The organism is Ensifer sp. (assembly GCF_035999135.1).
GTDB lineage: Bacteria > Pseudomonadota > Alphaproteobacteria > Rhizobiales > Rhizobiaceae > Ensifer.
Genome location: NZ_DASYGZ010000084.1, coordinates 40670 through 65168 on the forward strand (window position 1 = coordinate 40670; position 24499 = coordinate 65168).

The following is a 24499-nucleotide window of genomic DNA, read 5'->3' on the forward strand; positions in this document are numbered from 1 at the left end:
CCGTAAGTACATTTTCGGGACTGGGAGTAAAACTATGAAATATATTCCATTCATTCTCTTCACGGTGCTGACGAACGCCGCCGCGCAGCTGATGCTGAAACAGGGCATGATGACACTCGGACCGATTTCGATGACCGCCGAGACGGCGATCGTCCGGCTGTTCCAGATCGTTTTCAACCCCTGGGTCTTTGCCGGCCTTGCGACCTTCGTGATCTCGATGGCGTCGCATCTCTACGTGCTGTCGAAGGTCGAGCTTTCCTTTGCCTATCCGTTCCTGAGCCTGGCTTATGTCGCCGTCGCGGTCTTTGCCTACTTCGTCTTTCGCGAAGACCTCAACGCCTGGCGCATTGCCGGCATCGCGCTGATCTGCGCTGGAACCGTTCTTATCGCCCAATCGGGCATCTCATCTGACGCCAACGACAAGCCGGCCGATGCTGCCGGGGTGAGCACCGCAGAATTCGGGAGCAAGTCATGAAACACATCATCTTTGGTGGCGACGGCTTTGTCGGTCGTCATCTGGCGGAACGCCTCGTCAAGGAAGGCGAGGACGTCGTTGTCGCCGATATCGTCAAATCCGATCTGCCCCATTACGGCCGCGTCCGCTTCGTCCACTGCGACGTCACCGATCCGGAAGCCGTGCTGAAGGTTGGCATCGGCCCTGACGACATGGTCTACAACATGGCGGCCAAGATGCTGTCGCCGCTGCAGATCCGCGCCAAGCGGTGGGAGTTTTTCTGGCCCGTCAACTATTACGGCGCCGAAAGCATCATGAAGGCGATGGACGCAGCCGGTGCATCGCGCCTGGTGCAGTTCACCACCGACATGATCTACGGCCATACCGTGCAATCGCCGCAGACCGAGACCCATCCGGCAAAGCCCCTTGGCGAATACGGCAAGTCGAAATGGGCGACCGAGCAGCTGGCCGTGCAATGGCGCAAGCAGGGCATGAACATCTCGATCTTTCGCCCGCGTCTGATCATCGGCCCCGGTCGTCTCGGCATTCTCGAAAAGCTGTTCAAGCTCATCGACCTGAACCTGCCGGTGCCGATGATCGGCTCGGGCAAGGTGCCCTACCAGTTCATCTCGGTGTTTGATTGCGCCGAAGCCGCGCGCCTTGCCTGGAAGGGCGGCGTGCCGAACGAGGCCTACAATCTCGGCTCCGACAATCCGCCCTCGGTGCGCGAACTGCTCGGCAATCTGATCAAGCATGCCGGCTCGAAATCGATCCTGCTTCCGACACCCGCCTTCGCAGTCAAGCAGACCCTGGCTTTCTTCGACCTGATCAACAAGCCGATCATGGATCCGGAGCAGTATCTGATCGCCGACGAGATGTGCGTGCGCGAGACGGGCAAGCTGAAGCGCGAGCTTGGCTGGCGCGCCGAATACAATGATGGCGACATGCTGATCGCCGCCTATGACGAATATCGGGCCAAAAAGATGGGCGCCGCAGCTCCTGCAGCTGTCGCCGTGCCGGCCGAATGAGGGGAGATATCATGCTGGACAGACCGAACCGTATCGCCGTTGCCGCCCCTTCGCTCGATGGTGGCGTGGCAAGACCCGCGCTCATCACCGTCGATGAGGCCAAGGCCATGTCGATCGGCGATATCACCACGGCCTTCAAGGACCACCTGAACCCCGGTCAGTTGCACTTCATGAAGCTTCTCGGCTTCCACAAGGTGAAGATCGAGAGCGCCGAAGGCATGTTCTACACCGACCAGAACGGCCGCAAGATCCTGGATTTCTTTGGCGGTTTCGGCTCGCTCGCCTTCGGTCACAACCATCCGCGCATTCTGGAAGCCCGCCAGAAGTTCCAGGACGAGAAGCGCCACGAGATCGCGATCGCCTTCATGTCGCAATATGCGGCAGCACTCGCCAAGAACATCGCGGCCTGCTCGCCGGGCGACCTCGACATGGTCTTCCTCGGTTCGTCCGGTTCGGAAGCGATGGAGGCCGCCGTCAAGCTCGCCGAGCGCGCTGCCGGCCCGAAGCGTCCGAAGGTCGTCTATGCCGAGAATTCCTTCCACGGCAAGACCAAGGGCGTGCTCGCCATCACCGACGGGCAGCTCTACCGCGGCGACTTCAAGCTGACCGACAACACTGTGCGCGTGCCTTTCGCCGATATCGATGCGGTGGAGAACGCCTTCAGGTCCGATCCGGAAATCGGCGTCATCGTGCTCGAAACCATCCAGGGCGGCGGCGGCATCATCCAGGCGCCGGCCGAGTACTGGCAGAAGCTGCGGGCGCTCTGCGACAAGTACGGCGTGCTCTGGGTCGCCGACGAGGTGCAGTGCGGCTATGGCCGTTCCGGCCGCTTCTATGCTTTCGAGCACTATGGTGTGGTGCCGGACATCACGGCGCTTGCGAAATCGCTTGGCGCCGGCAAGGCCGCCGTCGGCGCGATGATTGCCCGCCGCGAGGTCTACATGAAGGCCTATGGCACGCCGAAGACGGCGATGATCCACGCGATGGCGACCTTCGGCGGCATGGGCGAAGCCTGCGTGACCGCGATCGAAGGCATCAACGTGCTCTATGACGAGCACCTGATCGATCGCGCTGCCGACAGCGGCGACTATCTGCTCGAACGTCTGCAGGCGTTGAAGGAGAAGTATCCGAAGATCATCAAGGACGTGCGCGGCAAGGGCCTGATGGTCGGCCTCGAGTTCCAGGATTTCAGCCAGACGCTGCCCATGGTGCTGCGTCCCGTGGTCTCGATGCTCGACGACAAGCTCAAGGGCTCGCTGTCCGGCTTCATCGGGGCGCTGCTCCTGCGTGACCACGACGTGCTGGTTGCCTTTACCGAATACAATCGCAATGTCATCCGGCTCGAGCCGCCGCTGATCTGCGAGCGCGCCCATGTCGACACATTCATCTCGGCCCTCGACGAGTTGCTCGGCCGCGGCATCGTCGGAATCGTCAAGGACTTCGTCGCAAGCCAGATCGGCTAAAGCGGCTCACCTGTCGTCGAGAAAAAGGGCAGGGGCGCTCAGTGCCTCTGCCCTTTGATGTTCATGTCGAACTCGACGACGTTGGAATAGATCGGTGTGCCGACATCCATGCCGTAGGGAGAACGGTGAATGCTGCCGCGGATGTTGAAGGCGATCGAGCCGCGGTTCCAGTCAAGCAGCGTCACCGAGAAGCGCTCCTTGCGCGACGTGCCGCGCGCCGTCAGCGTGCCTTCGACCGCAGCCGTATCCGGGCCGGTCTGCTTTACGTTGGTGGAGCGGAAGGTCACGGTGTTGTAGTTCGAGGTATCGAAGACGGCGCTCGACTTCAGGAAATCCTCGATGCGCTTTTCGCCCGTCTTCACGCTTTCCGGATAGAGCGTGAACTCGACGGTTGAGCGATCGATGTCATTGCGATCGATGCGGAAATTGCCGGAAAACTTGCCGAAATCACCGACGATCCCCCCGCCGCCGCCCGCTTGCGCGACCGTAAAATGGATGCGGGAGGCGGACGTGATGCCATAATTGCCGGCCGCGTCGGAAAGCTCGGGCGTCGCTCCGAGGGCGATCGATGGGAGAACCGACACCGCTGCTGCTGCGATGAGAGCGGTGGCTTGCGTACGGGAATGCAAATGCACTTTCATGGCTTTTTCCTTCCAGCAATCAAGGGGTTCGCCCCAGCCGCCTGGGAGGCGGCGCGCTGGCGCGAACGGGCACGCAACATACGGATGAGGACGTCGTCGCGGCGGGCGGCGTGATGATAGAGAGCCGCCGATGCGTGCAGCGCCACGACCAACAGAAGGCCGTAGGCGAGCACCATGTGGACGAGCGTCCAGAGGTCTTCGGCGCCGGCCGATTTTTCCATCGGCAGATGGGGGATGATCAGCCAGTTGAAATAGAAACTGGGAATGTTGAGCGTCGAGGTGGATGCGACAGCCCATCCGGCAAGCGGGACGGCGAGGGCAAGGACGATCAGCACGGCATGCGTGGCGCTCGCCGCCCGGCGTTCCAGTGCACCGAGGGTCGAAGAGGGGGCGGGGCGGATTTCGACCACATGCCAGAGAGCCCGAATCACCGCGAGCCCGAGCACCGTGAACCCCAGCGACTTGTGCCACTGGTAGAGCGAAAACTGCATTGCAGGATCGATCGGGACGCGGCGCATGATGAAGCCGAGGGCAAGCAAGACGAGGATGAGTGCCGCGATGGCCCAATGCAGGGCGATGGTGATCCAGCCGAACCCGGTCTTGTCGTTGCGCAGCATTTCCCACTCCGTGGTCGCTCACCTTGCCGTTACAGCTTCGGCAACTGCGGTGAGACCCATGAGCTCCTGCTTTTATTCGCCCAGAATACCTTAAAATTGCAGTGCGATCTTGTTGATCTCGGCAAGCTATGGTCCATTTGCCGGTGAAGGGGACACGGAGGGGTTGTTCCCGGCAGCATTGGACTGGGGTACATGGCGAAGAAGACGACGACACCGATGAACCCGCACGAGCGGGAGGCCTATCAGCATGCCCGCGCCGGCATCAGGCTTGGAACGGAAGCCGACTATGCCGGGGCAGCCGAAGCCTGGCGTCAGGCCTCCGACATCGCCGACGCGCATCTTGCCCTGACGGACATGTATTTTTGGATCAAGAGCGGCTACGGCGCGGCCCTGTGCGATGCGGGTCACCATCAAAAGAGCATTGCCGTCTCGGAACTCGCGCGGGAATGGACGCTCGCGCAGCGCCAGCCGCTGGCATCGCTTTCGATCGCTCGGGCCTATCTGGCCCTCGGCGACGGCGCGGCGGCAGCGCCTTTTCTGCGCGAGGTCTACGGGTTAATCGGAGACGCACTTTTCGAGCAGTTCGACGAGGCGCTCGGGGCTGACCTGCATGCGGCGATAGCCGGCCTGGAGAATGGCGGCGCGCGGCCCCTGACGGAGCGTCCGAAGTGAAATTCGGCCGCCGGTTGCCGAGCGACCGGCTGGAACCGTGAGGGGCGCGAACGACCGCACCCCACGCGTCCCGAACCGGACGTTTTCTCGCCATGATTTCAATCTAGGTGACGCTCACCCCTTTTGCGGGTGATCGCGCTGGCCGTCCTGGCCCAGCATTGCTTTTTCAACAAATTGATTTTCCTAGGTGTTTCCCATGACTGAAACCGTATTGCCGCCTGATGCCGAAATTACGCTGCGGCGCATCTCAGCCCTGACCGTCTGCGACGTTTGCGAGCTCAGCGACACGCTGAGCGAGGAGCAGCGCAACATGGTGGCCGACAACGGCACCTCGATCGGCGAGGCGCATTTTTCCGAAAACGCCTGGTTCCGTGCGGTTTATGCCGACGAGACGCTCATCGGCTTCATCATGCTGCATCAAGGGTCCGACTGGGACGACGGCATCGATTGCCCGGGCGTCTATCTCTGGCGCTTCATGATTGCCGGTCCGTTCCAGGGCAAGGGTTTCGGCAGGCAGGCGATCGCGCTCGTCGTGCGCGACCTGAAGGCGCGCGGCCTTCGCGAGCTCTACACGAGCTACGGACAGGGCCCCGGCAGCCCCGAAGGCTTTTATCACGGCCTCGGGTTCAAGCCGACGGGCGAATACTATGACGACGAGCACGAAGCCGTACTGAAGTTCTGAAAGGATGCGCCGGCATGGGGGGGGGCCAGGCCGGCATCATGAGGATTATGGGTGGTATCATGACCAACGACCTGCATGAGGCCAATCGCCTCTCCTGGAATGCGGCAACCGTCGCGCACAACAGCCACAAGGGCGATCAGGCCGCCTTCTTTCGGAACGGCGCGTCCACGCTCTATCCCGAAGAGATCGATCTGCTCGGCGACATCTCCGGGCTCGATGTCCTGCACCTGCAGTGCAATTCGGGTCAGGACAGCCTGAGCCTCGCGCGTCTCGGCGCCAGGGTCACCGGTGTCGATATTTCGGATGAGGCGATCGCCTTCGCGTCACGTCTTTCGAAAGACAGCGGCATCGCTGCCACTTTCGAACGTGCCGACCTGTTCAGCTGGTTCGACGATGCGCGGTCCGCCGGGCGCCGGTTCGATCGCGTCTTTGCGTCCTACGGGACGATTTGCTGGCTCTCAGACATCAAGACATGGGCACGGGGTATCGCCGATGTTCTGAAACCGGGCGGCCGCTTTGCCTTCATCGAGTTCCATCCCTTCGCCATGGTGTTCGACCCCGGCTGGAAGCCGCACTACGACTATGCGCCGAAGGAGCCGGTCGAGGAGGCGGGCGTCGGCGATTATGTCGCCGATTCCGGTGAAGGCCTTGCCGTGGACGGCTACGAGAAGGGGGTCGTCGATTTCAAGAACCCGCATCCGTCCTTCGAGTTCAACTGGGGGATCGCCGATGTGGTCCAGGCGCTGATCGATGCCGGTCTGAGGATCGAGTGCCTGAAGGAGTATCCCTACGCCAATGGCTGGGTCGGCTTCGAGGGCATGCGGGACTTGGGCGGCGGGCGCATGGCGCCGCCCGAAGCGATGCCGAGCCTGCCGTTGATGTACGCGATTTCCGCCATCAGGCCGTAGCCTGACCGCGGGAGGCGGTTCTTCGACCGCGCGGCGGGGCAGGGCAGCTTGCCTCGCCGCATTGGAATAATCGTTAGCGGCGCTTTTATTTGCCGGCTGCATTTGCTAGGCCGCTTGCTAAGAAAAGCATCCGGAGGAAACTGCATGACGCCCGATATCCGCCCGCTCGTTGCCGGCAACTGGAAGATGAACGGAACCCGCGCCTCGCTCGACCAGATCAAGGCGATGGCCGAAGGCGTCAAGGACGAGCTTTCCACCAAGGTCGAAACGCTGATCTGCCCGCCGGCAACGCTGCTTTATGTGGCGACAGCTCTTTGCGACGACAGCCCACTTCTGATCGGCGCGCAGGATTGCCACGAGAAGCAGTCCGGTGCCCACACCGGCGACGTTTCTGCCGAAATGATTGCCGACTGCTTCGGCACCCACGTCATCGTCGGCCATTCCGAGCGCCGCACCGACCACGCCGAGAGCGACGCTTTGGTGCGTGCGAAGACGGAAGCGGCGCATGCGGCGGATCTCGTGGCGATCGTCTGCATCGGCGAGACCGGCGACGAGCGCAAGTCCGGCAAGACGCTCGACGTGCTGAAGCGCCAGCTTGCAGAAAGCCTGCCGGATGCGGCGGACGCCGAAAACACCGTGATCGCCTACGAGCCCGTCTGGGCAATCGGCACGGGGTTGACACCGACGGCCGCCGACGTCGAGCAGGCGCATGCCTTCATGCGCAAGGAACTGGTTGCCCGCTTTGGCGATGCCGGCGCGAAGATGCGCATTCTTTATGGTGGCTCGGTGAAGCCGTCCAACGCCAAGGAATTGATGGGCGTCGCCAATGTCGACGGTGCCTTGATCGGCGGGGCGAGCTTGAAAGCCGAAGACTTCCTCGCCATCTATCGGGCTTATGAAGAATTGACGGCCTGATCGCCCGCTCGAGCGGGCAGGGGCTTTTAATGGCGTACGGCTTGGTATAAAGAGGCGCGAAAATTGCGCCCGGCCATGCCGAGTTTGCGCATGGTTTGATTCGTGTGCCCAAGGGGCAGGACTGGAAGCTGATGCAGACCGTACTACTCGTCATCTATCTCATGGTCGTCGTCGCCCTGATCGGCGTCGTACTCATTCAGCGGTCCGAAGGTGGGGGCTTGGGCATCGGTGGCGGCTCGGGCTTCATGTCCGCGCGCGGCACGGCCAATGCGCTGACCCGCACCACCGCGATCCTCGCCGCACTGTTTTTCGTCCTGGCGCTCGGCATGGGTATCCTTGCCCGCTACCAGCCGCAGGCGACCGACATTCTCGACCGTATCCCGGGCACCAGCTCGAACGGTGGTGGCGTCCTCAATTCGCTCGGCGGCGGCGCTCAGGCTCCGGCCGGCGGCGCGACGCAGCAGCAGCCAGCGACGGCGCCTGCAACCGGCAACGCTGCCCCGGCCGACAACGGCGTTCCGTCGACGGCACCTGCAACCACGGGCGAAGCCCCGGCCGGTGGCGCAGCAACGCAGACGCCCGCAGCCGGCGCCAACAGCAATACGGGATCGCAAGTTCCCAGCGGCCAATAAGGTCGCAATTCTGAAGAACCCGCCGGCGGATGTTTCATCCGCCGGTTTTGTTTTGTGTGAAATCTGCTTCCATCCCAAGACGAAAAGTTCTGGAACATGAATTTTTCGGTGGCGGAATCATTTGTTAAAAGGTATCCGGTGACTCCCATGGCGCGATATGTATTCATCACAGGCGGCGTGGTTTCCTCCCTCGGAAAAGGCATCGCTGCAGCGGCTCTCGGAGCACTGCTGCAGGCGCGTGGCTACCGGGTGAGACTGCGCAAGCTCGACCCCTACCTCAACGTTGATCCGGGCACCATGAGCCCGACCCAGCACGGCGAGGTCTTCGTAACCGACGATGGCGCGGAGACCGATCTCGATCTCGGCCACTATGAGCGCTTCACGGGGCGCTCGGCGACGAAGACCGACAACATCACGACCGGCCGGATCTACAAGAACATCATCGACAAGGAACGCCGCGGCGACTATCTCGGCGCGACCGTTCAGGTGATCCCGCACGTCACCAACGAGATCAAGAACTTCGTTACCGAAGGCAACGACGACTATGATTTCGTGCTGTGCGAGATCGGCGGCACCGTTGGCGACATCGAAGCGATGCCGTTCATGGAGGCGATCCGCCAGCTCGGCAACGACCTGCCGCGCGGCACCGCCGTCTATGTCCACCTGACGCTGATGCCCTACATTCCGGCTGCCGGCGAACTGAAGACCAAGCCGACGCAGCATTCGGTCAAGGAACTGCAGGCGCTGGGCATCCATCCCGACATCCTGCTTGTCCGCGCCGACCGCGAAATCCCGGAAGCCGAGCGCCGCAAGCTCTCGCTGTTTTGCAACGTTCGCCAGTCGGCGGTCATCCAGGCGCTCGACGTTGCCTCGATCTACGACGTTCCGATCGCCTACCACAAGGAAGGCCTCGACAACGAAGTGCTGGCAGCCTTCGGCATCGAGCCGGCGCCCAAGCCGCGCATGGATGCCTGGGAACGCGTTGCCGATCGCATCCGCACGCCGGAGGGCGAAGTCACCATCGCGATCGTCGGTAAGTACACGGGCCTGAAAGACGCCTACAAGTCGCTGATCGAAGCACTTTACCACGGCGGCATTGCCAACCGGGTCAAGGTCAAGCTCGAGTGGATCGAGTCGGAAGTCTTCGAAAAGGAAGACGCCGCACCCTACCTTGAAAAGGTGCACGGCATCCTCGTTCCCGGCGGTTTCGGCGAGCGCGGCTCCGAGGGCAAGATCAACGCGGCGCGTTTCGCCCGCGAGCGCAAGGTGCCCTATTTCGGCATCTGCTTCGGCATGCAGATGGCCGTCGTCGAGGCGGCGCGCAATCTTGCCGGCATCGAAAAGGCGTCTTCGACCGAGTTCGGTCCGACCAAGGAACCGGTCGTCGGCCTGATGACAGAATGGGTCAAGGGCAACGAGCTCGAGAAGCGTTCGGCCTCGGGCGATCTCGGCGGCACGATGCGCCTCGGCGCCTATCGTGCGGCTTTGAAGGGCGACACCAAGATCGCCGAAATCTACGGCTCGACCGAGATCTTCGAGCGTCACCGCCACCGCTACGAGGTCAACGTCGACTACAAGGATCGGCTGGAAGCCTGCGGTCTGGTGTTCTCCGGCATGTCGCCGGATGGCATCCTGCCGGAAACGGTCGAATATCGCGATCATCCGTGGTTCATCGGCGTTCAGTACCATCCGGAACTGAAGTCGCGGCCGCTCGATCCGCATCCGCTGTTTGCGAGCTTCATCGAGGCGGCGCTGGAACAGTCCCGCCTCGTCTGAGGGCGCGAGAAAGACACATGAAAACGGCCGGTCGCAAGACCGGCCGTTTTCTTTTGCGCGAAAGCTGATGCGTCAGGCGGAGGTCAACCGCTCATAGCCAGCCACCGAGGCACGGTGATAGGCGGTGTTGATCTCGAGCATGGCGAGATGAGCCCGCTCGGCGAGTTCGGGACCGGCAAGTTCCGGCGTTCCGGTCTTGAACGGCGGGCGGGGATCGTATTCGAGCGTCAGTTCGGCGAGCTTGGCGACCTCTTCGCCGAGAAGGTGGCCGAGCAGGATCAGGCTTGCATCGAACGAACCGGTCGCTGGACCTGACGTGTAGATGTTTCCATCGACCACCACGTCGCTGCCCTTCACGGGGATTGCGCCGAGATCTTTGAGGTATTCGACCACGTTGGAATTGCTCGTTGCGCGGCGGCCCTTCAGCAGCCCCGCAGCGCCGATCACGAGCGTTCCGGAGCACGTCGCAATGATGTTCTTCGCCTTTCGGCCCTGGTCGGCGAAGAAGTCGATGACGTCCGGATCGGCCATCATTTCCGGCGGGATCATGCCGACGACCAGCGCGTCGAGATCGTCGGGGCAATCCTCAAAACGCGTCGTCGGCATGGTCGGATAGGCCGGGAAGCCCTCGACCAGTTCGATGCGCTTCCAGATGAGATGGATCTCTGCGCCGACGATGCCGAACACCGATTGGGCGCCGATGATATCCATCGGAATGAAGCCCGGGCAGACGAAGATGCCGATCTTCAGCCGGCGTCCGCCGGCCGGCTCGAAGTTAGCCGCGAGTGCGCGCATGGAATCGGTGCTAAGGCCATATCGCTGTTCATCAGTCATGTCGTTTCCAGTGTTGTTGCTGTTGCGGGCGCAAAGTGCTGGAAAGATGCGATGACTGAAATGACGTATTTCCCATGTTTCAGGACGTTTCGTCGTCCAGATCGGTGTGGCCGCGCGCGGCGCGGCGCAGCGCCTGGGGCGGCTGACCGAAGCAGCGGATGAAGGCCTGGCGCATGCGCTCCGGATCGGCAAAACCGACCGCACGGGCGATGACCGCGAGATTTTCCGCACTCTCCTCCACGCGTGGACGGGCGGTCTCGGCCCGCAACCTTTCGACCGCCTTGGCCGGCGTCTGGCCGGTTTCGGCCTGGAACGCGCGACTGAACTGCCGTGGGCTGAGATGCGCCGCTTCCGCCAGCCGCTCGACATTGAGGCGCTCATGCAGGTGCGAGCGGGCAAAGTCGAGTGTCTTGCGGATCCGGTCGGAGGGTGGATCGAGCTCGATCAGCGTCGAATATTGCGACTGGCCGCCGTGCCGGCGGTGATAGACGACGAGATCGCGCGCGACCGAGCGTGCCGCCTCGATGCCCAGGTCTTCCTCGATCAACGCCAGTGCCAGGTCTATCCCGGCGGTGATCCCGGCCGATGTCCAGACATGGTCGTGCCTGACGAAGATGCGGTCCGCCTCGACGCGAACCTTCGGGTAGAGCTGCTGCAGCCGTGGCGCATGACGCCAGTGGGTGGTGGCATAGCGATTATCGAGCATCCCGGTCGCGGCGAGCAGAAAAGCGCCGGTGCAGATACTGGCGACCCGCCGCGTCTCTTCCGTTGCTGTCCGCAACAGGGCAACCGTCGCCTCATCTGCGCCGCAGGCGCGTTCGGCCGGGCCGCCGGCGATCAGCAGCGTGTCAAAGCGCCGGTCTTCAAGCGCTTCGGCGACGATCGTCGCTCCGTTGAGGTCCCGGATAAGCCCGCCATGGGCGGAAACCACCGAGAGACGATACGCGTCGTCGGCAAGCCTGCCGGCAAGGCCGAAGGCGGCAAGCGGACCGCTGAGGTCGAGCAATTCGAAATCCGGGAAGACGAAGAAGCCAATATGCATGTTTGTCTCAAATCGTGGGAACAATGTCATTTCAGACGAATGAGTGCCGTTGGATAACAGCTTCGTCAACCGCGAGCGTTGCCGCAGGTGGTGTCGCAGTTGGCTCAATCCATTGCAGTTGGAAAGGCGAACCGATGTCCCGCAAACTGGCCGTGAATGGCACCGAACTCCATCTCGTGGAAACCGGTGCAGGCGATCCCGCCCTGGTTTTCCTTCACTATTGGGGCGGTTCGAGCCGCACCTGGACAGGCGTCGTCGAGGCGCTCGGTGGGCGCTGGCGCACGCTTGCCTACGATCATCGCGGCTGGGGTGATTCGGCAAAGACCGGCGAGGATTTCGGCCTCGACATCCTGACCGAAGACGCCGCGGCGTTGATCGCCGCCATGGGGCTGACGCGCTACGTGCTTGTCGGCAATTCCATGGGCGGAAAAGTGGCGCAGAAGCTCGCCGCTCGCCGGCCCCAGGGGCTGGAGGCGCTTGTTCTTGTGGCGCCGGCGCCACCGACGCCGATCGATCTTTCACCGCAGGAGAAGGCGATGCGACTTGCGAGCTACGACAGCGCAGAAACGGTGAATGGCATGCTGGACGCGCTGCTCACCCGATCCGTGGCGCCGCAGGTCCGACAACGCACGATCCTCGATACGCTGAAGGGCGCACCGGCGGCAAAGCGCGCCTGGGTGGACGTCGGCATGGCGGAGGACGTTGGCGACGAGGTCGGTCGTATTTCCGTGCCGACCCTGGTGATTACCGGCACGCACGACGTGGTCGACCCCGAGCCGATCCTGCGCCGCGAGATCGGCGGACGCCTGCCGCAGGCACGCTTCGTCGTCCTTGAGGGGATCGGGCATTTCTCGCCGATCGAAGCGCCGTGCGAGGTCGCGTCAGCGATCTCGACCTTCCTTGGCGCTCTCGATCTCTAGCTTGCGTGTGAACGGGTGCGCTCAGGGGGTGCCCGGCCTCCTGCCGCGCGAAAAGCTGTAGCTGTAGAGGCACCCGATCGACACCGGCCCGACCATGGCGGCAACAGTCGTGAACGCCAGCAACATGCCGGTCGGCAGGGCGAGCGAAAGGGCGACCTGTAGTGCGCCGGTGGCGACCATCAGGCCGCCTGTCAGCCTGTGGGTCGCCCTCCAGTTCTTTGCATCCTTGAGCGTCCAGGGCAGCCTCATCCCGGCGAGGCTGTTGGGTTGGGACTTCGGCAGGACATTGCCGACGACGATCGCCAGAAGCCCCATGCCGAAGGCGATCACGCGCGACATCGACAGATCGAACCCAAGCCCGATGAGCACGATGACCGTCTGGATGGCGGCAAACAAGGCAAGGATGCCTGAGACGGTCACTGCCGTGACATGCCGTCCGGCCCGGATTTCGGGCTTCGGCGCGAAGCGCTCGGCGAAGGCCGAGAGCGTGAGGATCAGTGCGACCGCGACCGGCGCCAAGAAAAGCGCCCGATTGCGCGGCCAGAAAGCGTCGGCCGTGCCGTCCGGTCCCCAATGGATGGGCAACAGCGTTTCCGGCGGTATCGCAAGGAAGCCGGCTATCGTTGCCGACAGCAGGATGCCGGTCAAAACCAGGATGGCGGGGGAGCGCAGAAGCGATGTCATGGGGTTTGATCCTTTGCGCCAAGAAGGCCGCCGAGCGCCTCTTCGAGAATGGACATGTTGAGATGGTAGATGAGACTTGTGCCGCGCCGTTCGACCGCGACGAGCTCAGCTTCACGCAACTTGCCGAAATGCACCGACAGCGTCGGCTTGGTGAGCTCGAACTGGTTGGCGAGATCGCCGGCACTCATCGGCCCAGCCTTCAGCAGCGTCAGAATCTGCCGCCGCACCGGATGGGAAAGTGCCTCGAAAACCCTGTTGATCCGCATCGCCCGTTCGCCTTGCTGAACTCATATTTAGAAAATTATCTAATTAGAGTCAAAGCGAAATATGCGGGGAGGGTGGCGCAGACCGAGAGCGACCCGGCTCGGTGGCTACGGGCCGTCGGGACGTGCGGGTTGGCGACCGGGGCCTTAGGGCGCTTCTGCCGTCCTGCGCCATTGCGGCGCACGCCAGATGGTGATCAGGCGCAACAGCCATTCGAGTGGCCCATAGGCGAAGCGCGCCATCCACCAGCGGCTGACTGAGAGCTGAGCCGCAAGGATGGCAAGCGCGATCGCGACGGTCGAAAGCGGCGACACCTGCCCGATCAGGCCAAGGCCGTAGCCGTGGAAGATCAGCGCCGACATCAGCGACTGCATCAGATAGTTGGAAAGCGCCATGCGGCCGGCCGGTGCCAGCAGGTCGCGAAGACGCCGGCCAGCTTTTGTCCCAAAGGACAGCATCATGCCCCCGACATAGGCGCCGGTGAGGAACGGTCCGGTAATCAGCCCGACGGCAAGCCCGAGTATCGCGATCGGCGAATCGGCCCATAGGAAGCTGGTAGAGGCGTAGACCATGGCGCCGGGCAGGCCGACCCACAGGCCGGCGCGCACGAGCCGCTTGAACAGCTGCCGGTTTTCCTCTGGACGGGCCAGCAACTCCTGACGCCCGGCGATCAGCCCGAGCAGGAACATGGCGAGTGCGCAGGGCGCCTGCAGCAGGCCGATGACGACCCAGGTCGTGGAAAGTTCGTTCACGTGCTGTGCGATGATCGCCTGCCAGTCGCCGCGAAAGGCGATCTCGGTAGCTTCTGCCGCAGCCAGGATGGCGGGTCGGTCCAGCGGCATCGGCACCAGCGTCGCAACGATACCGAAGGCGCTCCAGGCGAGGGCGACGAGGATCACCAGCCATGTCGCGAGCCGAAGCAGGCTGGCGTCGCGCCGGTTGCGCAGCATCAGGAGCACGATGCCGAGCACTGCGTATGTCGTCAGGATGTCGCCATGGAACAACAGGACCGCGTGTGCCACACCGATCAACCACAGGCCGGCTTGGCGCCGCAGCAGCCGTGGCACGAAGGCCCGGCCGGACTTTTCCGCCGAGCGCATCTGCAGGGTGAAGCTGTAGCCGAACAGGAACGAGAACAACAGGTAGAACTTCATCTCGAAGAAGAGGGCAACCACGAAATTCACGGTGCGATCCGTGATGCTGCTGAAGGCCGGATTGGAGAGCTCCAGTCCGTAAAAGCCGGAGGCGAAGGCCATGATGTTGACGAGCAGGATGCCGACGAGGGCAAAGCCGCGCAATGCATCGACGTCGTCGACACGGTCAGGGGTGGACATTTCATGTTCTCCTTACGGCAGGCGCTCGATGAACACGCCGCAAACCGTTGAAAAAACTGCTGAGTGCATCCGCGTGATCGCAGAGGCGGTCAGGATAATGCTGCGTGTGCCATATGCGTCCGACGGAGGCTCAAAGCGATTTTTAATAAATCGACTAGTCAATCTAGTAATTGCTTCAGCCAAACGTCAAGTGTCCGGTGGAAGCTGTTCCACCGGAGGCGTCAGATTTCTGCGGAGGGGTGGTTAGTGTCGGCCGGCGGCGTTGCCGCGAAGCCAGGCGATCTGCCGGCGTGCCCGCAGCATAGCGGTCAGGGCCGCGCCGATCGTGACCAGCAGCAGGGCGACCCAGAGGATCTCGCCATCGCCGAGCCAAACGCCTTCAAGGGCCGACAGCACGGCTGCGAGCGTCATCGTCGCCATCCGGTGCTGTTTTGCCATCGGGCCGGAAAAATCGCTTGGCGCGCCATTGGCGCGGCCGAGTTCGCGCACATAGGCGGTCAACACCGCGAAGGTCGCGGCAGCAAAGCCGAGGGCCGGCGCGCCGATGGCAAGGCCTGCGCCGACCAAAATGAAGATGTCGGCGATGCGGTCGGGGAACTCGTTCCAGAACGGACCGTCCGCTTCACCCTTTCCGCCCTCGACCGCAACCATGCCGTCAAAGAGGTTGCAGAGCAGCCGCAACTGGCAAAACAGGGCGGCAGCGACGAACAGGGCGGCCCTTGTCCCGTCTTCGCTCTCTCCCGCGAGCCAGAAGGCAAGACCGGAAAGGGCAGCCGCCAGCATGCTGGCCTGCGAGATCCGATTGGGTGTGAGGTTCATCGACACGAGCCGCTGGGCGATCGCCTGCGCCCATCGGGTGTTGCGGCTCGCAAGCGGCCTGCGGTCACCGGTCTCGGTCATGCCCGGGTTCTCCTCGGCTGATGGAAAGATTGTAAAGCACGGCATAGCTCGTCGAGACCGCAAGCGGCAGCGCGATCGTTTTCAGGATCTCGGGCGTGCCGCTCGCCGCGTGGATCGCGACAAGGACCGCCGATGAGCCGAGACAGGCAACGAGTGGCGGCAGGATCAGGCGGCCGGCACCACGCAGGCGCCTGGAGAGGAAGTCGATGGCCGTCTTGAGGTAAAGCGTCAGCAGCGCCGAGAGCGTGCCCTGCACGATGCCGGCAACGAGCGGCCTTGGCATGGGATAGAGCCGATTGGCGAAGAACGCCCAGCCGCCCATGGCGATGAAGGCGAAGGCGACCTGCACGGCGCCGCTGCCTGCAAGTGCCCTCAATCTCCCGCTCATGTCAGCGACCACCAATAGCGGGTGAGGTGGAAGAAGATCGGCGCGGAGAAAACGACGGAGTCGAGCCGGTCGATCAGGCCGCCATGGCCTTCGATCAGGTGGCCCCAGTCCTTGACGCCGCGGTCGCGCTTGATCGCCGACATCACGAGCCCGCCGAAAAAGCCCATCATGGTGATGATGAACGCCATGAGCGCGGCTTGGAACGGCGTGAACGGCGTGATCCACCAGAGCGAGGCGCCGAGCAGCGTGGCGCTTGCCACCCCGCCGACGAAACCCTCGACGGTCTTAGACGGCGACAACGTCGGCGCGATCTTGGTCTTTCCGAAGAGCTTTCCCCAAACATATTGCAGCACGTCGCTCGACTGGACGACGATGACCAGGAAGGCGATCAGCAGTACGTTGCGACCTTCATAGCCGGGGATCTGCAGCGTCAGAAGGGCCGGCACGTGCGAGGCGCAAAACACGCAGATCATCAAGGCCCATTGCACCTCGGAGATCCGCAGCAGGAAGTCGCGCGGGTCGCCGCGCAGGACCGCGATGATCGGCATCAGCAGGAAGGCATAAACGGGCACGAAGATCGAATAGATGCCGTATTCTTCCGCCCATAGCAGGAAATAGTTGATCGGCAGCACGACGAAGAAGGCGGCGGCGATCGCCCAGTGGTCGCCACGGCGGGTGTTGATGAGCGTGATGAACTCGCGGAGCGCTGCAAACGAGCAGAAGGCGAAAAGCAGGAGCACGCCCACGCGCCCGGCGACAAAGGCTATGGCGATCAGGATGACCATTGCCCACCAGGCCTTGATGCGGGCGTTGAGATTTTCAATCGCGCCGTTGGTGCCGTCAGGCGATAATCTCTGCTTCAGCACGTAGCCGACACTTGAGGCGATGACGAGGATACCGCCCGCGCCGAGAAGCAGCTTGAGCATGTCGAGGGTCGCCGCACTCATGCGTCGTCATCCGTGGTTGCGGGCGAAAGCGAGAGTAGGGCGGCTTGCGCCCGGGCGATGAATTCGTCCTTCGTCTCCTGGGCCTTCAGGCGCATGGGTTCGCCGAAGCTTACGGTACAGATCAGCGGGATCGGCACGAACTCCCCCTTGGGCATCACTCGGTTGAGGTTGTCGATCCAGACGGGCACAAGCGCCACGTCCGGCCGTTTGCAGGCGAGGTGATAGAGGCCGCTCTTGAAGGGCAAGAGCCGCGCCTCCGTCTGGTTGCGCGTTCCCTCGGGAAAGACGATCAGCGAGGAACCGTCGCCAAGCACAGTCGCCATCTGCTCGACCGGATCCTGGGTGCGCGCAGCCGGGTCCCGTTCGATCAGCACCGCGTCGAACACGTCCCGGCCGATGAAGGTCGAGAGTTTCGATTTCAGCCAATATTCGGCGCCTGCGACCGGCCGGGTGCGTTCCCTGAGCCAGGGCGGCAGCACCGCCCACACCAGCACGAAGTCGCCATGGCTGGAATGGTTTGCAAAGTAGATGCTCTGCTTCGGCGGCAGCCCGGTCTCGTGCCAGATCGCTCTGGCGGCCGTCAGCGCACGGGCAAACATCATGATGGCGATCGATGCCAATTTGGCCAGAAGCTCGCGGATCATGCAGGCGCACGTCCATAGCGCGTGCAAACCGGCGTTTCGATGCGCCGTGCGAAACGTATTGGCCGAACCTGGAAGTGTTTCCTGCCTTGCAACAAAATACTGCCCCTCAGCTGCTGCCCCGCGTAACCCCCGGCTGCATCGATCAACATTACGCGATTGCGATTGCTTCTCAAGCGGTTGAAATCATACGCAGCGTGATAACGTGCAGGGTCCCCCAGATATTCGAGCGCGGCGTGAGACGGTGCGACGCAAAACGATGTGACGGCGCGCCGCAGCCATTGATCCCAAAGTCCGTGGCGGTCGACGTTGACCACATGCGGGCCAGCCGCTAGCTTGCGCGGACAACAGAGGAGCGTCGTTCAATGCGCCAGTAATGCCCGGTGAGAACCGAATTCGCCTTAACTTCGCTTGCGAAGGAGAAGGACGATGGCATTGCTCGATCCGCGCGGACGGACAGACGCCGAGGCATTCCTTGCCTGCGATCTCTATTCTCCAACGTGAGCGGTCATCATTGGACAGAGTTTCCAGGGACCGAACATGCAAGATACTTCCTTCAATCTCGATATCATCGATCACAACCGCCAGGCTTGGGACAGGCAGGCACGTCAGCATTGCGAGTGGTCGCAGCCGGTGACGCCGGATGTGATTGCTGCAGCGCGCACGGGAAAATGGCAGGCACGGCTGACCCCCGGCGACCTGCCGGATGGGTGGCTGCCCGACATCCGTGGCAAGAAGATCCTGTGCCTCGCGTCCGCCGGCGGCCAGCAGGCGCCGATTCTTGCCGCCGCCGGTGCCGACGTCACCGTCTTCGACCTCTCCGAGGGGCAACTCGACCAGGATCGTCTCGTTGCCGAGCGCGAGGGCCTGTCGCTGACGGCGGTCCAGGGCGACATGCGCGACCTCTCGGTCTTTGCCGATGAAACCTTCGATATCGTCTTTCACCCGATATCGAATCTCTACGTTCCGGATCTTCAGCCGGTCTGGCGGGAGTGCCGCCGGGTGCTGAAGGCGGGCGGGCGGCTGCTTGCAAGCTTCTACAATCCGATCGTTTTCGTCGGCGACCGAGACCCTGATCTTGCAGAGCAGGGTCTCGTGCGTCCGACCTACAAGGTTCCCTTTGTCGAGGCGGAGCATCTCCCACCCGAGGTCGTGGACGGGAAGATCGAACGGGGTGAAGCACTGGTGTTCGGGCACAGCCTGGCGGACCAGATCGAGGGCCAGTTGCAGGCGGGCTTTTTACTGGCCGGCTTTCACGAGGACTGGCAACCGTCGCCCCGTTTCGTGATCGACAGCTTCGTGCCGACATTTATCGCCACCTGCGCCATCAAGAGCGATCTCAGTCTCCGACGTCAGTGACCCTGAGGGTCAAGAACGACAACCGCAGCGGTCGGGCGACGCTGCGGTTGCGACCTTTAACCCCCTCGTGCCGATGCCGCGTTACGCAGCGTTACTGTTACGTACTCGCCAAGACGCCGTTTTCGTACTTTTCTGTTCGACAGTGAAACTGGAAGGGTTAATTCGCATGCGCTTCATAGCTTCGTTGCTTGTGCCTCTGGCGATCGCCGTACTCGGACTTTCGAGCTGCACCACCACGTCGGGAAGCAATACGTCGTACACGCAGCCCCAGACCTTCGCCCCCGGTCTCGGTGCGGGGAACACGGCGAACGCCACGACGGCGCCGGGCTACTACTGACGCTCTGGCGGCTCGGCTTCCGCCGGCAAGTGCAAGTCGGCGGCAGGCGTCGCCTGGCGCCGACCCCTGATATCTGCAGCCGATAGACCGGCTCAAGCCGCCAAATGGCGCGTGGCCGGCCAGCTGACTTGCAATCGCCGGCCAAAAGTTGCAAACAGCGGCGAACCATCAGGGAACACGCCATGAGCCTCTCCAAGCGCACCGCCCGCCCGCTCGATCACCTCGTGCTGCCGGTGGACACGCTGACCCAGGCGCGCCGCCGTCTTTCTGATCTCGGCTTCACGGTCGCCGAGGATGCCCGCCATCCCTTCGGCACCGAAAATGCCTGCGTCTTCTTTGCCGATGGCACCTATCTCGAACCCCTGGGTATCGCGTCCCGCGAGGAATGCGAAGCGGCGGCACTCGACGGCAATGCCTTCGTCGCGCGCGACCAGGCCTTCCGCTTCCGCCAGGGCCCCGAAGGCCTGTCGGCGCTGGTCTTCGGCACCGAGGATGCGGCTGGCGACCATATGCGCTTTCGCGCCCGCGGCATCTCGGGCGGAGACATGCTGGAGTTTTCCCGGCCGATGAAATTGCCGGACGGTCGTGAGGGGCTGGGTTCGTTCCGCCTGGCGTTTGCCGCCGATCTGCGCGCGCCGGATCTGTTTTTGTTCAGCTGTCAGCGCGTGCGCGCGCTTCCGACCGATCGCGCGGCGCTGGAACGCCACGCAAACGGCGTGACCGGCATTGCCGAGGTGGTGCTGTCGGAAGCCAATCCGACCGATTTCCAGTACCTGCTTCAGGAGGCGGTCGACGAGCGCGAAGTCGCCGCGCACTCCTTCGGCATGGATGTTGCAACCACCAATGCCAAGATCTCGGTGCTGAATGCCGCCGGCATGGAGGCGTTCTTCGGCCGCTCGGTGCGCGGAGCCGAACGGGGCCTCAGGGGGCGGGCGGTCGTCTTCAGCGTTGCCGACCTGGAGGCGACGCGGGCACTGTTTGCCAAGAACGATATCGAATTTGCAGAAATGGGCGGGCGCCTCATTGTTCCCGAAATGTCGGGGCAAGGGGTGATCTTCGCGTTTGGAGCTTGATGATGAAAACCAATGCCAGAGTCGTTGTCGGTGAGGGCGCAAATGAGGTCGCCTTCGCGCAGACCGAAAAGCTGTCGCTGATCGCCGGTCCGTGCCAGATGGAAAGTCGCGAGCACGCCTTCATGATGGCGGGCGCACTGTCGGAGCTCTGCAAGACGCTCGGTATTGGCCTCGTCTACAAGTCCTCCTTCGACAAGGCCAACCGCACGTCGCTTTCGGGCAAGCGCGGCATCGGACTCGACAAGGCGATGGAGATCTTCGCCGACCTCAAGAAGGAATTCGGCTTTCCGGTTCTGACCGACATTCACACTGAAGAGCAGTGCGCGCTCGTCGCCCCGACGGTCGATATCCTGCAGATTCCGGCCTTCCTGTCGCGCCAGACCGACCTTCTGGTCGCCGCCGCCAAGACCGGCCGTGCGATCAACGTCAAGAAGGGCCAGTTCCTGGCACCCTGGGACATGAAGAACGTGCTGGCGAAGTTCACCGAAAGCGGCAACCCGAACGTCATGCTGTGCGAACGTGGCGCCTCCTTCGGCTACAATACGCTCGTCTCCGACATGCGCTCGCTGCCGATCATGGCTTCGCTCGGCGCCCCCGTCGTCTTCGACGCCACACACTCGGTGCAGCAGCCGGGCGGGCAGGGCGGTTCCTCGGGCGGCCAACGAGAATTCGTCGAGACCCTGGCGCGTGCGGCCGTTGCGGTTGGCGTCGCAGGTGTGTTCGTCGAGACGCACGAAGATCCCGACAACGCACCCTCGGACGGCCCGAACATGGTGCACCTGAAGGATATGCCGCGGCTGCTCGAAAAGCTGCTCGCCTTCGACGCGATCGCCAAGGCCTGAGCCGCAAACGCCACTTCGTGAAATTTTCATGACCCCCAATGGCGCGAACTGTTTTGCATCTTGCGCGCCATTGTAATTTCGAGGCCTTGGCGTATGACAGGCCCCGACCATTCCACCGTCCTCAAGCAGGGAAGAGATCATGACTGCAATCATCGACATCATCGGCCGAGAAATTCTGGACAGCCGCGGCAACCCGACCGTCGAGGTCGACGTGTACCTGGAAGACGGAAGCTTCGGCCGCGCGGCAGTCCCGTCGGGCGCCTCGACCGGTGCGCATGAAGCCGTCGAGCTGCGCGATGGTGGAACGCGCTACCTCGGCAAGGGTGTCGAGCGCGCCGTCGAAGCCGTCAACGGCGAGATCTTTGAAGCGATCGGCGGCCTCGATGCCGAAAACCAGATCCAGATCGACAAGGCCATGATCGAGCTCGACGGCACGGCGAACAAGTCGCGCCTCGGCGCCAATGCCATCCTCGGCGTTTCGATGGCTGTCGCCAAGGCTGCCGCCGAAGCTGCCGGCCTGCCGCTCTATCGTTACGTCGGCGGCCCGAACGCCCACGTTCTGCCGGTTCCGATGATGAACATCATCAACGGCGGCGCGCACGCCGACAACCCGATCGACTTCCAGGAATTCATGATCGTTCCTGTCGGCGCCGACACGATGCGCGATGCCGTTCGCATGGGTTCGGAAGTGTTCCACACGCTGAAGAAGCAGCTCTCCGCTGACGGTCACAACACCAATGTCGGCGACGAAGGCGGTTTCGCGCCGGGTCTCGCATCCGCTCCGGCCGCCCTCGACTTCATCATGAAGTCGATCGAGAAGGCCGGCTACCGCCCGGGCGAAGACATGTTCATCGCGCTCGATTGCGCCGCGACCGAATTCTTCAAGGACGGCAAGTACGTGCTCGAAGGCGAAGGCCGGACGCTGGAGCCGGGCGCAATGGCTGAATACCTGGCAGAACTCGCTGCCAAGTACCCGATCTTTTCGATCGAAGACGGCATGGCCGAAGACGACTGGGACGGCTGGAAGGCTGTGACCGACCTTATCGGCAACAAGTGCCAGCTCGTCGGCGACGACCTGTTCGTCACCAACTCGGCGCGCCTGCGCGACGGCATCAAGATGGGCGTCGCCAACTCGATCCTCGTCAAGGTCAACCAGATCGGCTCGCTGTCGGAAACGCTCGACGCCGTCGAGACCGCCCACAAGGCACGCTACACCGCCGTCATGTCGCACCGCTCGGGCGAAACCGAGGATGCGACGATCGCCGATCTCGCGGTCGCCACCAACTGCGGCCAGATCAAGACCGGCTCGCTGGCTCGTTCGGACCGGCTCGCCAAGTACAACCAGCTGATCCGCATCGAAGAGCAGCTCGGCATCCAGGCCAAGTACGCCGGCCGTTCGATCCTGCGCGGCTGATCCGAAGCGTCATCCGTCTGAATTTCAGGACCCGCCCACATTCCAATGTGGGCGGGTTTCTATTTTCCTGCCGTTCATGGTCAACGGTCGGTTAATCAATCGCCGCTAATCTGATCTCCGTACTGCGTATCAGGGCGGAAATGCATGTGGACTCGGCATCATAAGAAACGGAAACTGGGTCGGCTGGTGATGCCGCTGATCGCGGTCGCCTTTCTCTCCTACTTCGGCTATCATTCCATTCACGGCGGCTACGGCTTGAAGGCGACCGAGCAATTCGATCGCCAGATCGTCGAGCGGCAGACGCGGCTGGATGAGCTCACCAAGAAGCGATTGATCCTCGAGAAGGAGGTTCAGCTCATGAGTGACGGGTCGCTGGAACGGGACATGCTGGATGAAAAGGCTCGCCTCGCGCTGAACATGTCGCGAAGTGACGAGATCGTTATTTTTCACCGCGCCACAAATTAACCTGAATTCAGTTAATTGAAAATAGCATAATCTTTTCAATTGTTTGCATGGAATGTGAGCCATGCAAATATGGCATTGCTGTGGCTCGTTTCTTTGCCTATGGTAACCGCAAAAGGCTAACCATTGGGAGGAACGAATGGCTCCGCGAAAAACCGCGTCCGTTTCCAGCCGCAAGAGTGCCGCAAAGCCGGCGAAGAAAGACTTCAACGGCAGCACCGTTGCCGAATTCTCCAAGGAAGACGATCTCAAAGCTTATCGCGAGATGCTGTTGATCCGGCGTTTCGAGGAGAAGGCCGGCCAGCTCTACGGCATGGGCTTCATCGGTGGTTTCTGTCACCTCTACATCGGCCAGGAAGCTGTCGTCGTCGGCATGCAGATGGCGCTGAAGGAAGGCGATCAGGTCATCACCGCTTACCGTGACCACGGCCACATGCTGGCTTGCGGCATGAGCGCCCGTGGCGTCATGGCCGAGCTGACCGGTCGTCGCAGCGGCCTTTCCAAGGGGAAGGGTGGCTCGATGCACATGTTCTCCAAGGAAAAGCACTTCTATGGCGGTCACGGCATCGTCGGCGCCCAGGTGTCGCTCGGTACGGGCCTCGCCTTCGCCAACCGCTACCGCGGCAACGACAATGTCTCCGTCGCCTATTTCGGTGACGGTGCGGCCAACCAGGGCCAGGTCTACGAAAGCTTCAACATGGCGCAGCTCTGGAAGCTGCCGGTAATCTACGTGATCGAGAACAACCGTTACGCCATGGGCACCGCCGTTTCCCGCGCCTCGGCCCAGACCGATTTCTCGCAGCGTGGCGTTTCCTTCAACATTCCGGGCTTCCAGGTCGACGGCATGGACGTTCGCGCGGTCAAGGCTGCCGCCGAAGAGGCTGTCGAGCACTGCCGTTCTGGCAAGGGCCCTGTCATCCTGGAAATGCAGACCTATCGCTACCGCGGCCACTCGATGTCCGACCCGGCGAAGTACCGCTCGAAGGATGAAGTGCAGAAGATGCGGTCGGAACACGATCCGATCGAGCAGGTGAAGGCGCGTCTGACCGAGAAGGGTTGGGCGAGCGAGGATGACCTCAAGCAGATCGACAAGGACGTCCGCGACATCGTCGCCGACAGCGCCGATTTCGCCCAGGCCGATCCGGAGCCGGATGCATCCGAGCTCTACACCGACATCCTGCTTTGATCCGGGGAGGGACAAACATGCCAGTAGAAATTCTTATGCCCGCCCTTTCCCCGACGATGGAGGAAGGCACGCTCTCGAAATGGC

General features: G+C 62.5%; 28 protein-coding genes. 17 read left to right on the forward strand and 11 right to left on the reverse strand.

The window, feature by feature from the left end:
• Positions 1 to 34 precede the first annotated feature (34 nt).
• The 3 genes from VGO12_RS10050 to VGO12_RS10060 all read left to right on the forward strand — a co-directional run bounded on the left by VGO12_RS10050 (position 35) and on the right by VGO12_RS10060 (position 2945).
• Positions 35 to 475, forward strand: coding sequence for a transporter (locus VGO12_RS10050; protein WP_327512598.1), 441 nt, complete (start codon positions 35 to 37; stop codon positions 473 to 475).
• A complete protein-coding gene (locus VGO12_RS10055) occupies positions 472 to 1482 on the forward strand; it encodes an NAD(P)-dependent oxidoreductase (protein WP_327512599.1) in 1011 nt (336 codons plus the stop codon). Before VGO12_RS10050 ends, VGO12_RS10055 begins: the two co-directional genes overlap by 4 nt.
• Before the next feature lie 107 nt (positions 1483 to 1589).
• Complete coding sequence (locus tag VGO12_RS10060; protein WP_414650704.1) at positions 1590 to 2945, forward strand: aspartate aminotransferase family protein; 1356 nt, start codon at positions 1590 to 1592, stop codon at positions 2943 to 2945.
• Between the two features lie 38 nt (positions 2946 to 2983).
• Here the strand turns inward: VGO12_RS10060 and VGO12_RS10065 are convergent, their stop codons facing one another.
• Together VGO12_RS10065 and VGO12_RS10070 are read right to left on the reverse strand one after the other, a co-directional pair.
• Positions 2984 to 3586 (reverse strand): YceI family protein, encoded by a 603-nt coding sequence (locus VGO12_RS10065; RefSeq protein ID WP_327512601.1) that lies wholly within the window; start codon positions 3584 to 3586, stop codon positions 2984 to 2986.
• Complete coding sequence (locus VGO12_RS10070; RefSeq protein WP_327512603.1) at positions 3583 to 4203, reverse strand: cytochrome b; 621 nt, start codon at positions 4201 to 4203, stop codon at positions 3583 to 3585. The genes VGO12_RS10065 and VGO12_RS10070 overlap by 4 nt, the downstream gene beginning before the upstream one ends.
• Before the next feature lie 192 nt (positions 4204 to 4395).
• Between VGO12_RS10070 and VGO12_RS10075 the strand changes: the two genes are divergently transcribed.
• The 6 genes from VGO12_RS10075 to VGO12_RS10100 all read left to right on the forward strand — a co-directional run bounded on the left by VGO12_RS10075 (position 4396) and on the right by VGO12_RS10100 (position 9788).
• Positions 4396 to 4875, forward strand: coding sequence for a hypothetical protein (locus VGO12_RS10075; RefSeq protein ID WP_327512604.1), 480 nt, complete (start codon positions 4396 to 4398; stop codon positions 4873 to 4875).
• A 196-nt stretch (positions 4876 to 5071) separates the two neighbouring features.
• Complete coding sequence (locus VGO12_RS10080) at positions 5072 to 5557, forward strand: GNAT family N-acetyltransferase (RefSeq protein WP_327512605.1); 486 nt, start codon at positions 5072 to 5074, stop codon at positions 5555 to 5557.
• Positions 5558 to 5616: 59 nt separating this feature from the next.
• Positions 5617 to 6465: a class I SAM-dependent methyltransferase gene (locus tag VGO12_RS10085; RefSeq protein ID WP_327512606.1), complete on the forward strand. Its 849-nt coding sequence runs from the start codon at positions 5617 to 5619 to the stop codon at positions 6463 to 6465.
• Positions 6466 to 6609: 144 nt separating this feature from the next.
• Positions 6610 to 7380, forward strand: coding sequence for a triose-phosphate isomerase (tpiA, locus tag VGO12_RS10090; protein WP_327512607.1), 771 nt, complete (start codon positions 6610 to 6612; stop codon positions 7378 to 7380).
• 131 nt (positions 7381 to 7511) lie between these two features.
• Entirely contained in the window at positions 7512 to 8012 is a 501-nt protein-coding gene (secG, locus tag VGO12_RS10095) for a preprotein translocase subunit SecG (RefSeq protein WP_327512608.1), read from the forward strand.
• 138 nt (positions 8013 to 8150) lie between these two features.
• Positions 8151 to 9788, forward strand: coding sequence for a CTP synthase (locus VGO12_RS10100; RefSeq protein WP_327512609.1), 1638 nt, complete (start codon positions 8151 to 8153; stop codon positions 9786 to 9788).
• Between the two features lie 72 nt (positions 9789 to 9860).
• On the opposite strand, the gene VGO12_RS10105 is transcribed toward VGO12_RS10100, so the two are convergent.
• Complete coding sequence (locus VGO12_RS10105; RefSeq protein WP_327512610.1) at positions 9861 to 10622, reverse strand: DJ-1/PfpI family protein; 762 nt, start codon at positions 10620 to 10622, stop codon at positions 9861 to 9863.
• 79 nt (positions 10623 to 10701) lie between these two features.
• Complete coding sequence (locus VGO12_RS10110; RefSeq protein ID WP_327512611.1) at positions 10702 to 11664, reverse strand: GlxA family transcriptional regulator; 963 nt, start codon at positions 11662 to 11664, stop codon at positions 10702 to 10704.
• A gap of 134 nt (positions 11665 to 11798) precedes the next feature.
• Here VGO12_RS10110 and VGO12_RS10115 point away from each other — a divergent pair, with 134 nt between their 5' ends.
• Positions 11799 to 12584, forward strand: coding sequence for an alpha/beta hydrolase (locus VGO12_RS10115; protein WP_327512612.1), 786 nt, complete (start codon positions 11799 to 11801; stop codon positions 12582 to 12584).
• A 21-nt stretch (positions 12585 to 12605) separates the two neighbouring features.
• On the opposite strand, the gene VGO12_RS10120 is transcribed toward VGO12_RS10115, so the two are convergent.
• The 7 genes from VGO12_RS10120 to VGO12_RS10150 form a co-directional block, all read right to left on the reverse strand.
• The gene (locus VGO12_RS10120) at positions 12606 to 13268 is read right to left on the reverse strand and encodes an SdpI family protein (protein WP_327512613.1); all 663 of its coding nucleotides are present in this window, start codon (positions 13266 to 13268) and stop codon (positions 12606 to 12608) included.
• The gene (locus tag VGO12_RS10125) at positions 13265 to 13534 is read right to left on the reverse strand and encodes a metalloregulator ArsR/SmtB family transcription factor (RefSeq protein WP_327512614.1); all 270 of its coding nucleotides are present in this window, start codon (positions 13532 to 13534) and stop codon (positions 13265 to 13267) included. Before VGO12_RS10125 ends, VGO12_RS10120 begins: the two co-directional genes overlap by 4 nt.
• A 144-nt stretch (positions 13535 to 13678) precedes the next feature.
• Positions 13679 to 14866 (reverse strand): DUF418 domain-containing protein, encoded by a 1188-nt coding sequence (locus VGO12_RS10130; RefSeq protein ID WP_327512615.1) that lies wholly within the window; start codon positions 14864 to 14866, stop codon positions 13679 to 13681.
• Between the two features lie 243 nt (positions 14867 to 15109).
• Positions 15110 to 15766 (reverse strand): CDP-alcohol phosphatidyltransferase family protein, encoded by a 657-nt coding sequence (locus VGO12_RS10135; protein ID WP_327512616.1) that lies wholly within the window; start codon positions 15764 to 15766, stop codon positions 15110 to 15112.
• Positions 15750 to 16154, reverse strand: coding sequence for a hypothetical protein (locus VGO12_RS10140; RefSeq protein WP_327512617.1), 405 nt, complete (start codon positions 16152 to 16154; stop codon positions 15750 to 15752). The genes VGO12_RS10135 and VGO12_RS10140 overlap by 17 nt, the downstream gene beginning before the upstream one ends.
• Positions 16151 to 17101: a phosphatidate cytidylyltransferase gene (locus VGO12_RS10145; protein WP_327512618.1), complete on the reverse strand. Its 951-nt coding sequence runs from the start codon at positions 17099 to 17101 to the stop codon at positions 16151 to 16153. The genes VGO12_RS10140 and VGO12_RS10145 overlap by 4 nt, the downstream gene beginning before the upstream one ends.
• Positions 17098 to 17745, reverse strand: coding sequence for a lysophospholipid acyltransferase family protein (locus tag VGO12_RS10150; protein WP_327512619.1), 648 nt, complete (start codon positions 17743 to 17745; stop codon positions 17098 to 17100). Before VGO12_RS10150 ends, VGO12_RS10145 begins: the two co-directional genes overlap by 4 nt.
• A 537-nt stretch (positions 17746 to 18282) precedes the next feature.
• On the opposite strand from VGO12_RS10150, the gene VGO12_RS10155 reads away from it, so the two are divergent.
• The 7 genes from VGO12_RS10155 (at position 18283) to pdhA (ending at position 24415) form a co-directional block, all read left to right on the forward strand.
• Complete coding sequence (locus VGO12_RS10155; RefSeq protein ID WP_327512620.1) at positions 18283 to 19101, forward strand: class I SAM-dependent methyltransferase; 819 nt, start codon at positions 18283 to 18285, stop codon at positions 19099 to 19101.
• 166 nt (positions 19102 to 19267) lie between these two features.
• The gene (locus VGO12_RS10160; RefSeq protein ID WP_327512621.1) at positions 19268 to 19438 is read left to right on the forward strand and encodes a hypothetical protein; all 171 of its coding nucleotides are present in this window, start codon (positions 19268 to 19270) and stop codon (positions 19436 to 19438) included.
• Positions 19439 to 19620: 182 nt separating this feature from the next.
• Positions 19621 to 20511 carry a VOC family protein gene (locus VGO12_RS10165; protein WP_327512622.1) on the forward strand — a complete coding sequence of 297 codons (891 nt, stop codon included), beginning with the start codon at positions 19621 to 19623 and terminating at the stop codon, positions 20509 to 20511.
• Positions 20511 to 21353, forward strand: coding sequence for a 3-deoxy-8-phosphooctulonate synthase (gene kdsA / locus VGO12_RS10170; protein WP_327512623.1), 843 nt, complete (start codon positions 20511 to 20513; stop codon positions 21351 to 21353). The genes VGO12_RS10165 and kdsA overlap by 1 nt, the downstream gene beginning before the upstream one ends.
• A gap of 139 nt (positions 21354 to 21492) precedes the next feature.
• Positions 21493 to 22767, forward strand: coding sequence for a phosphopyruvate hydratase (gene eno / locus VGO12_RS10175; RefSeq protein WP_327512624.1), 1275 nt, complete (start codon positions 21493 to 21495; stop codon positions 22765 to 22767).
• A 144-nt stretch (positions 22768 to 22911) separates the two neighbouring features.
• Positions 22912 to 23232 (forward strand): septum formation initiator family protein, encoded by a 321-nt coding sequence (locus tag VGO12_RS10180; RefSeq protein ID WP_327512625.1) that lies wholly within the window; start codon positions 22912 to 22914, stop codon positions 23230 to 23232.
• A 136-nt stretch (positions 23233 to 23368) separates the two neighbouring features.
• Positions 23369 to 24415, forward strand: coding sequence for a pyruvate dehydrogenase (acetyl-transferring) E1 component subunit alpha (gene pdhA, locus VGO12_RS10185; RefSeq protein WP_327512626.1), 1047 nt, complete (start codon positions 23369 to 23371; stop codon positions 24413 to 24415).
• Positions 24416 to 24499 lie beyond the last annotated feature (84 nt).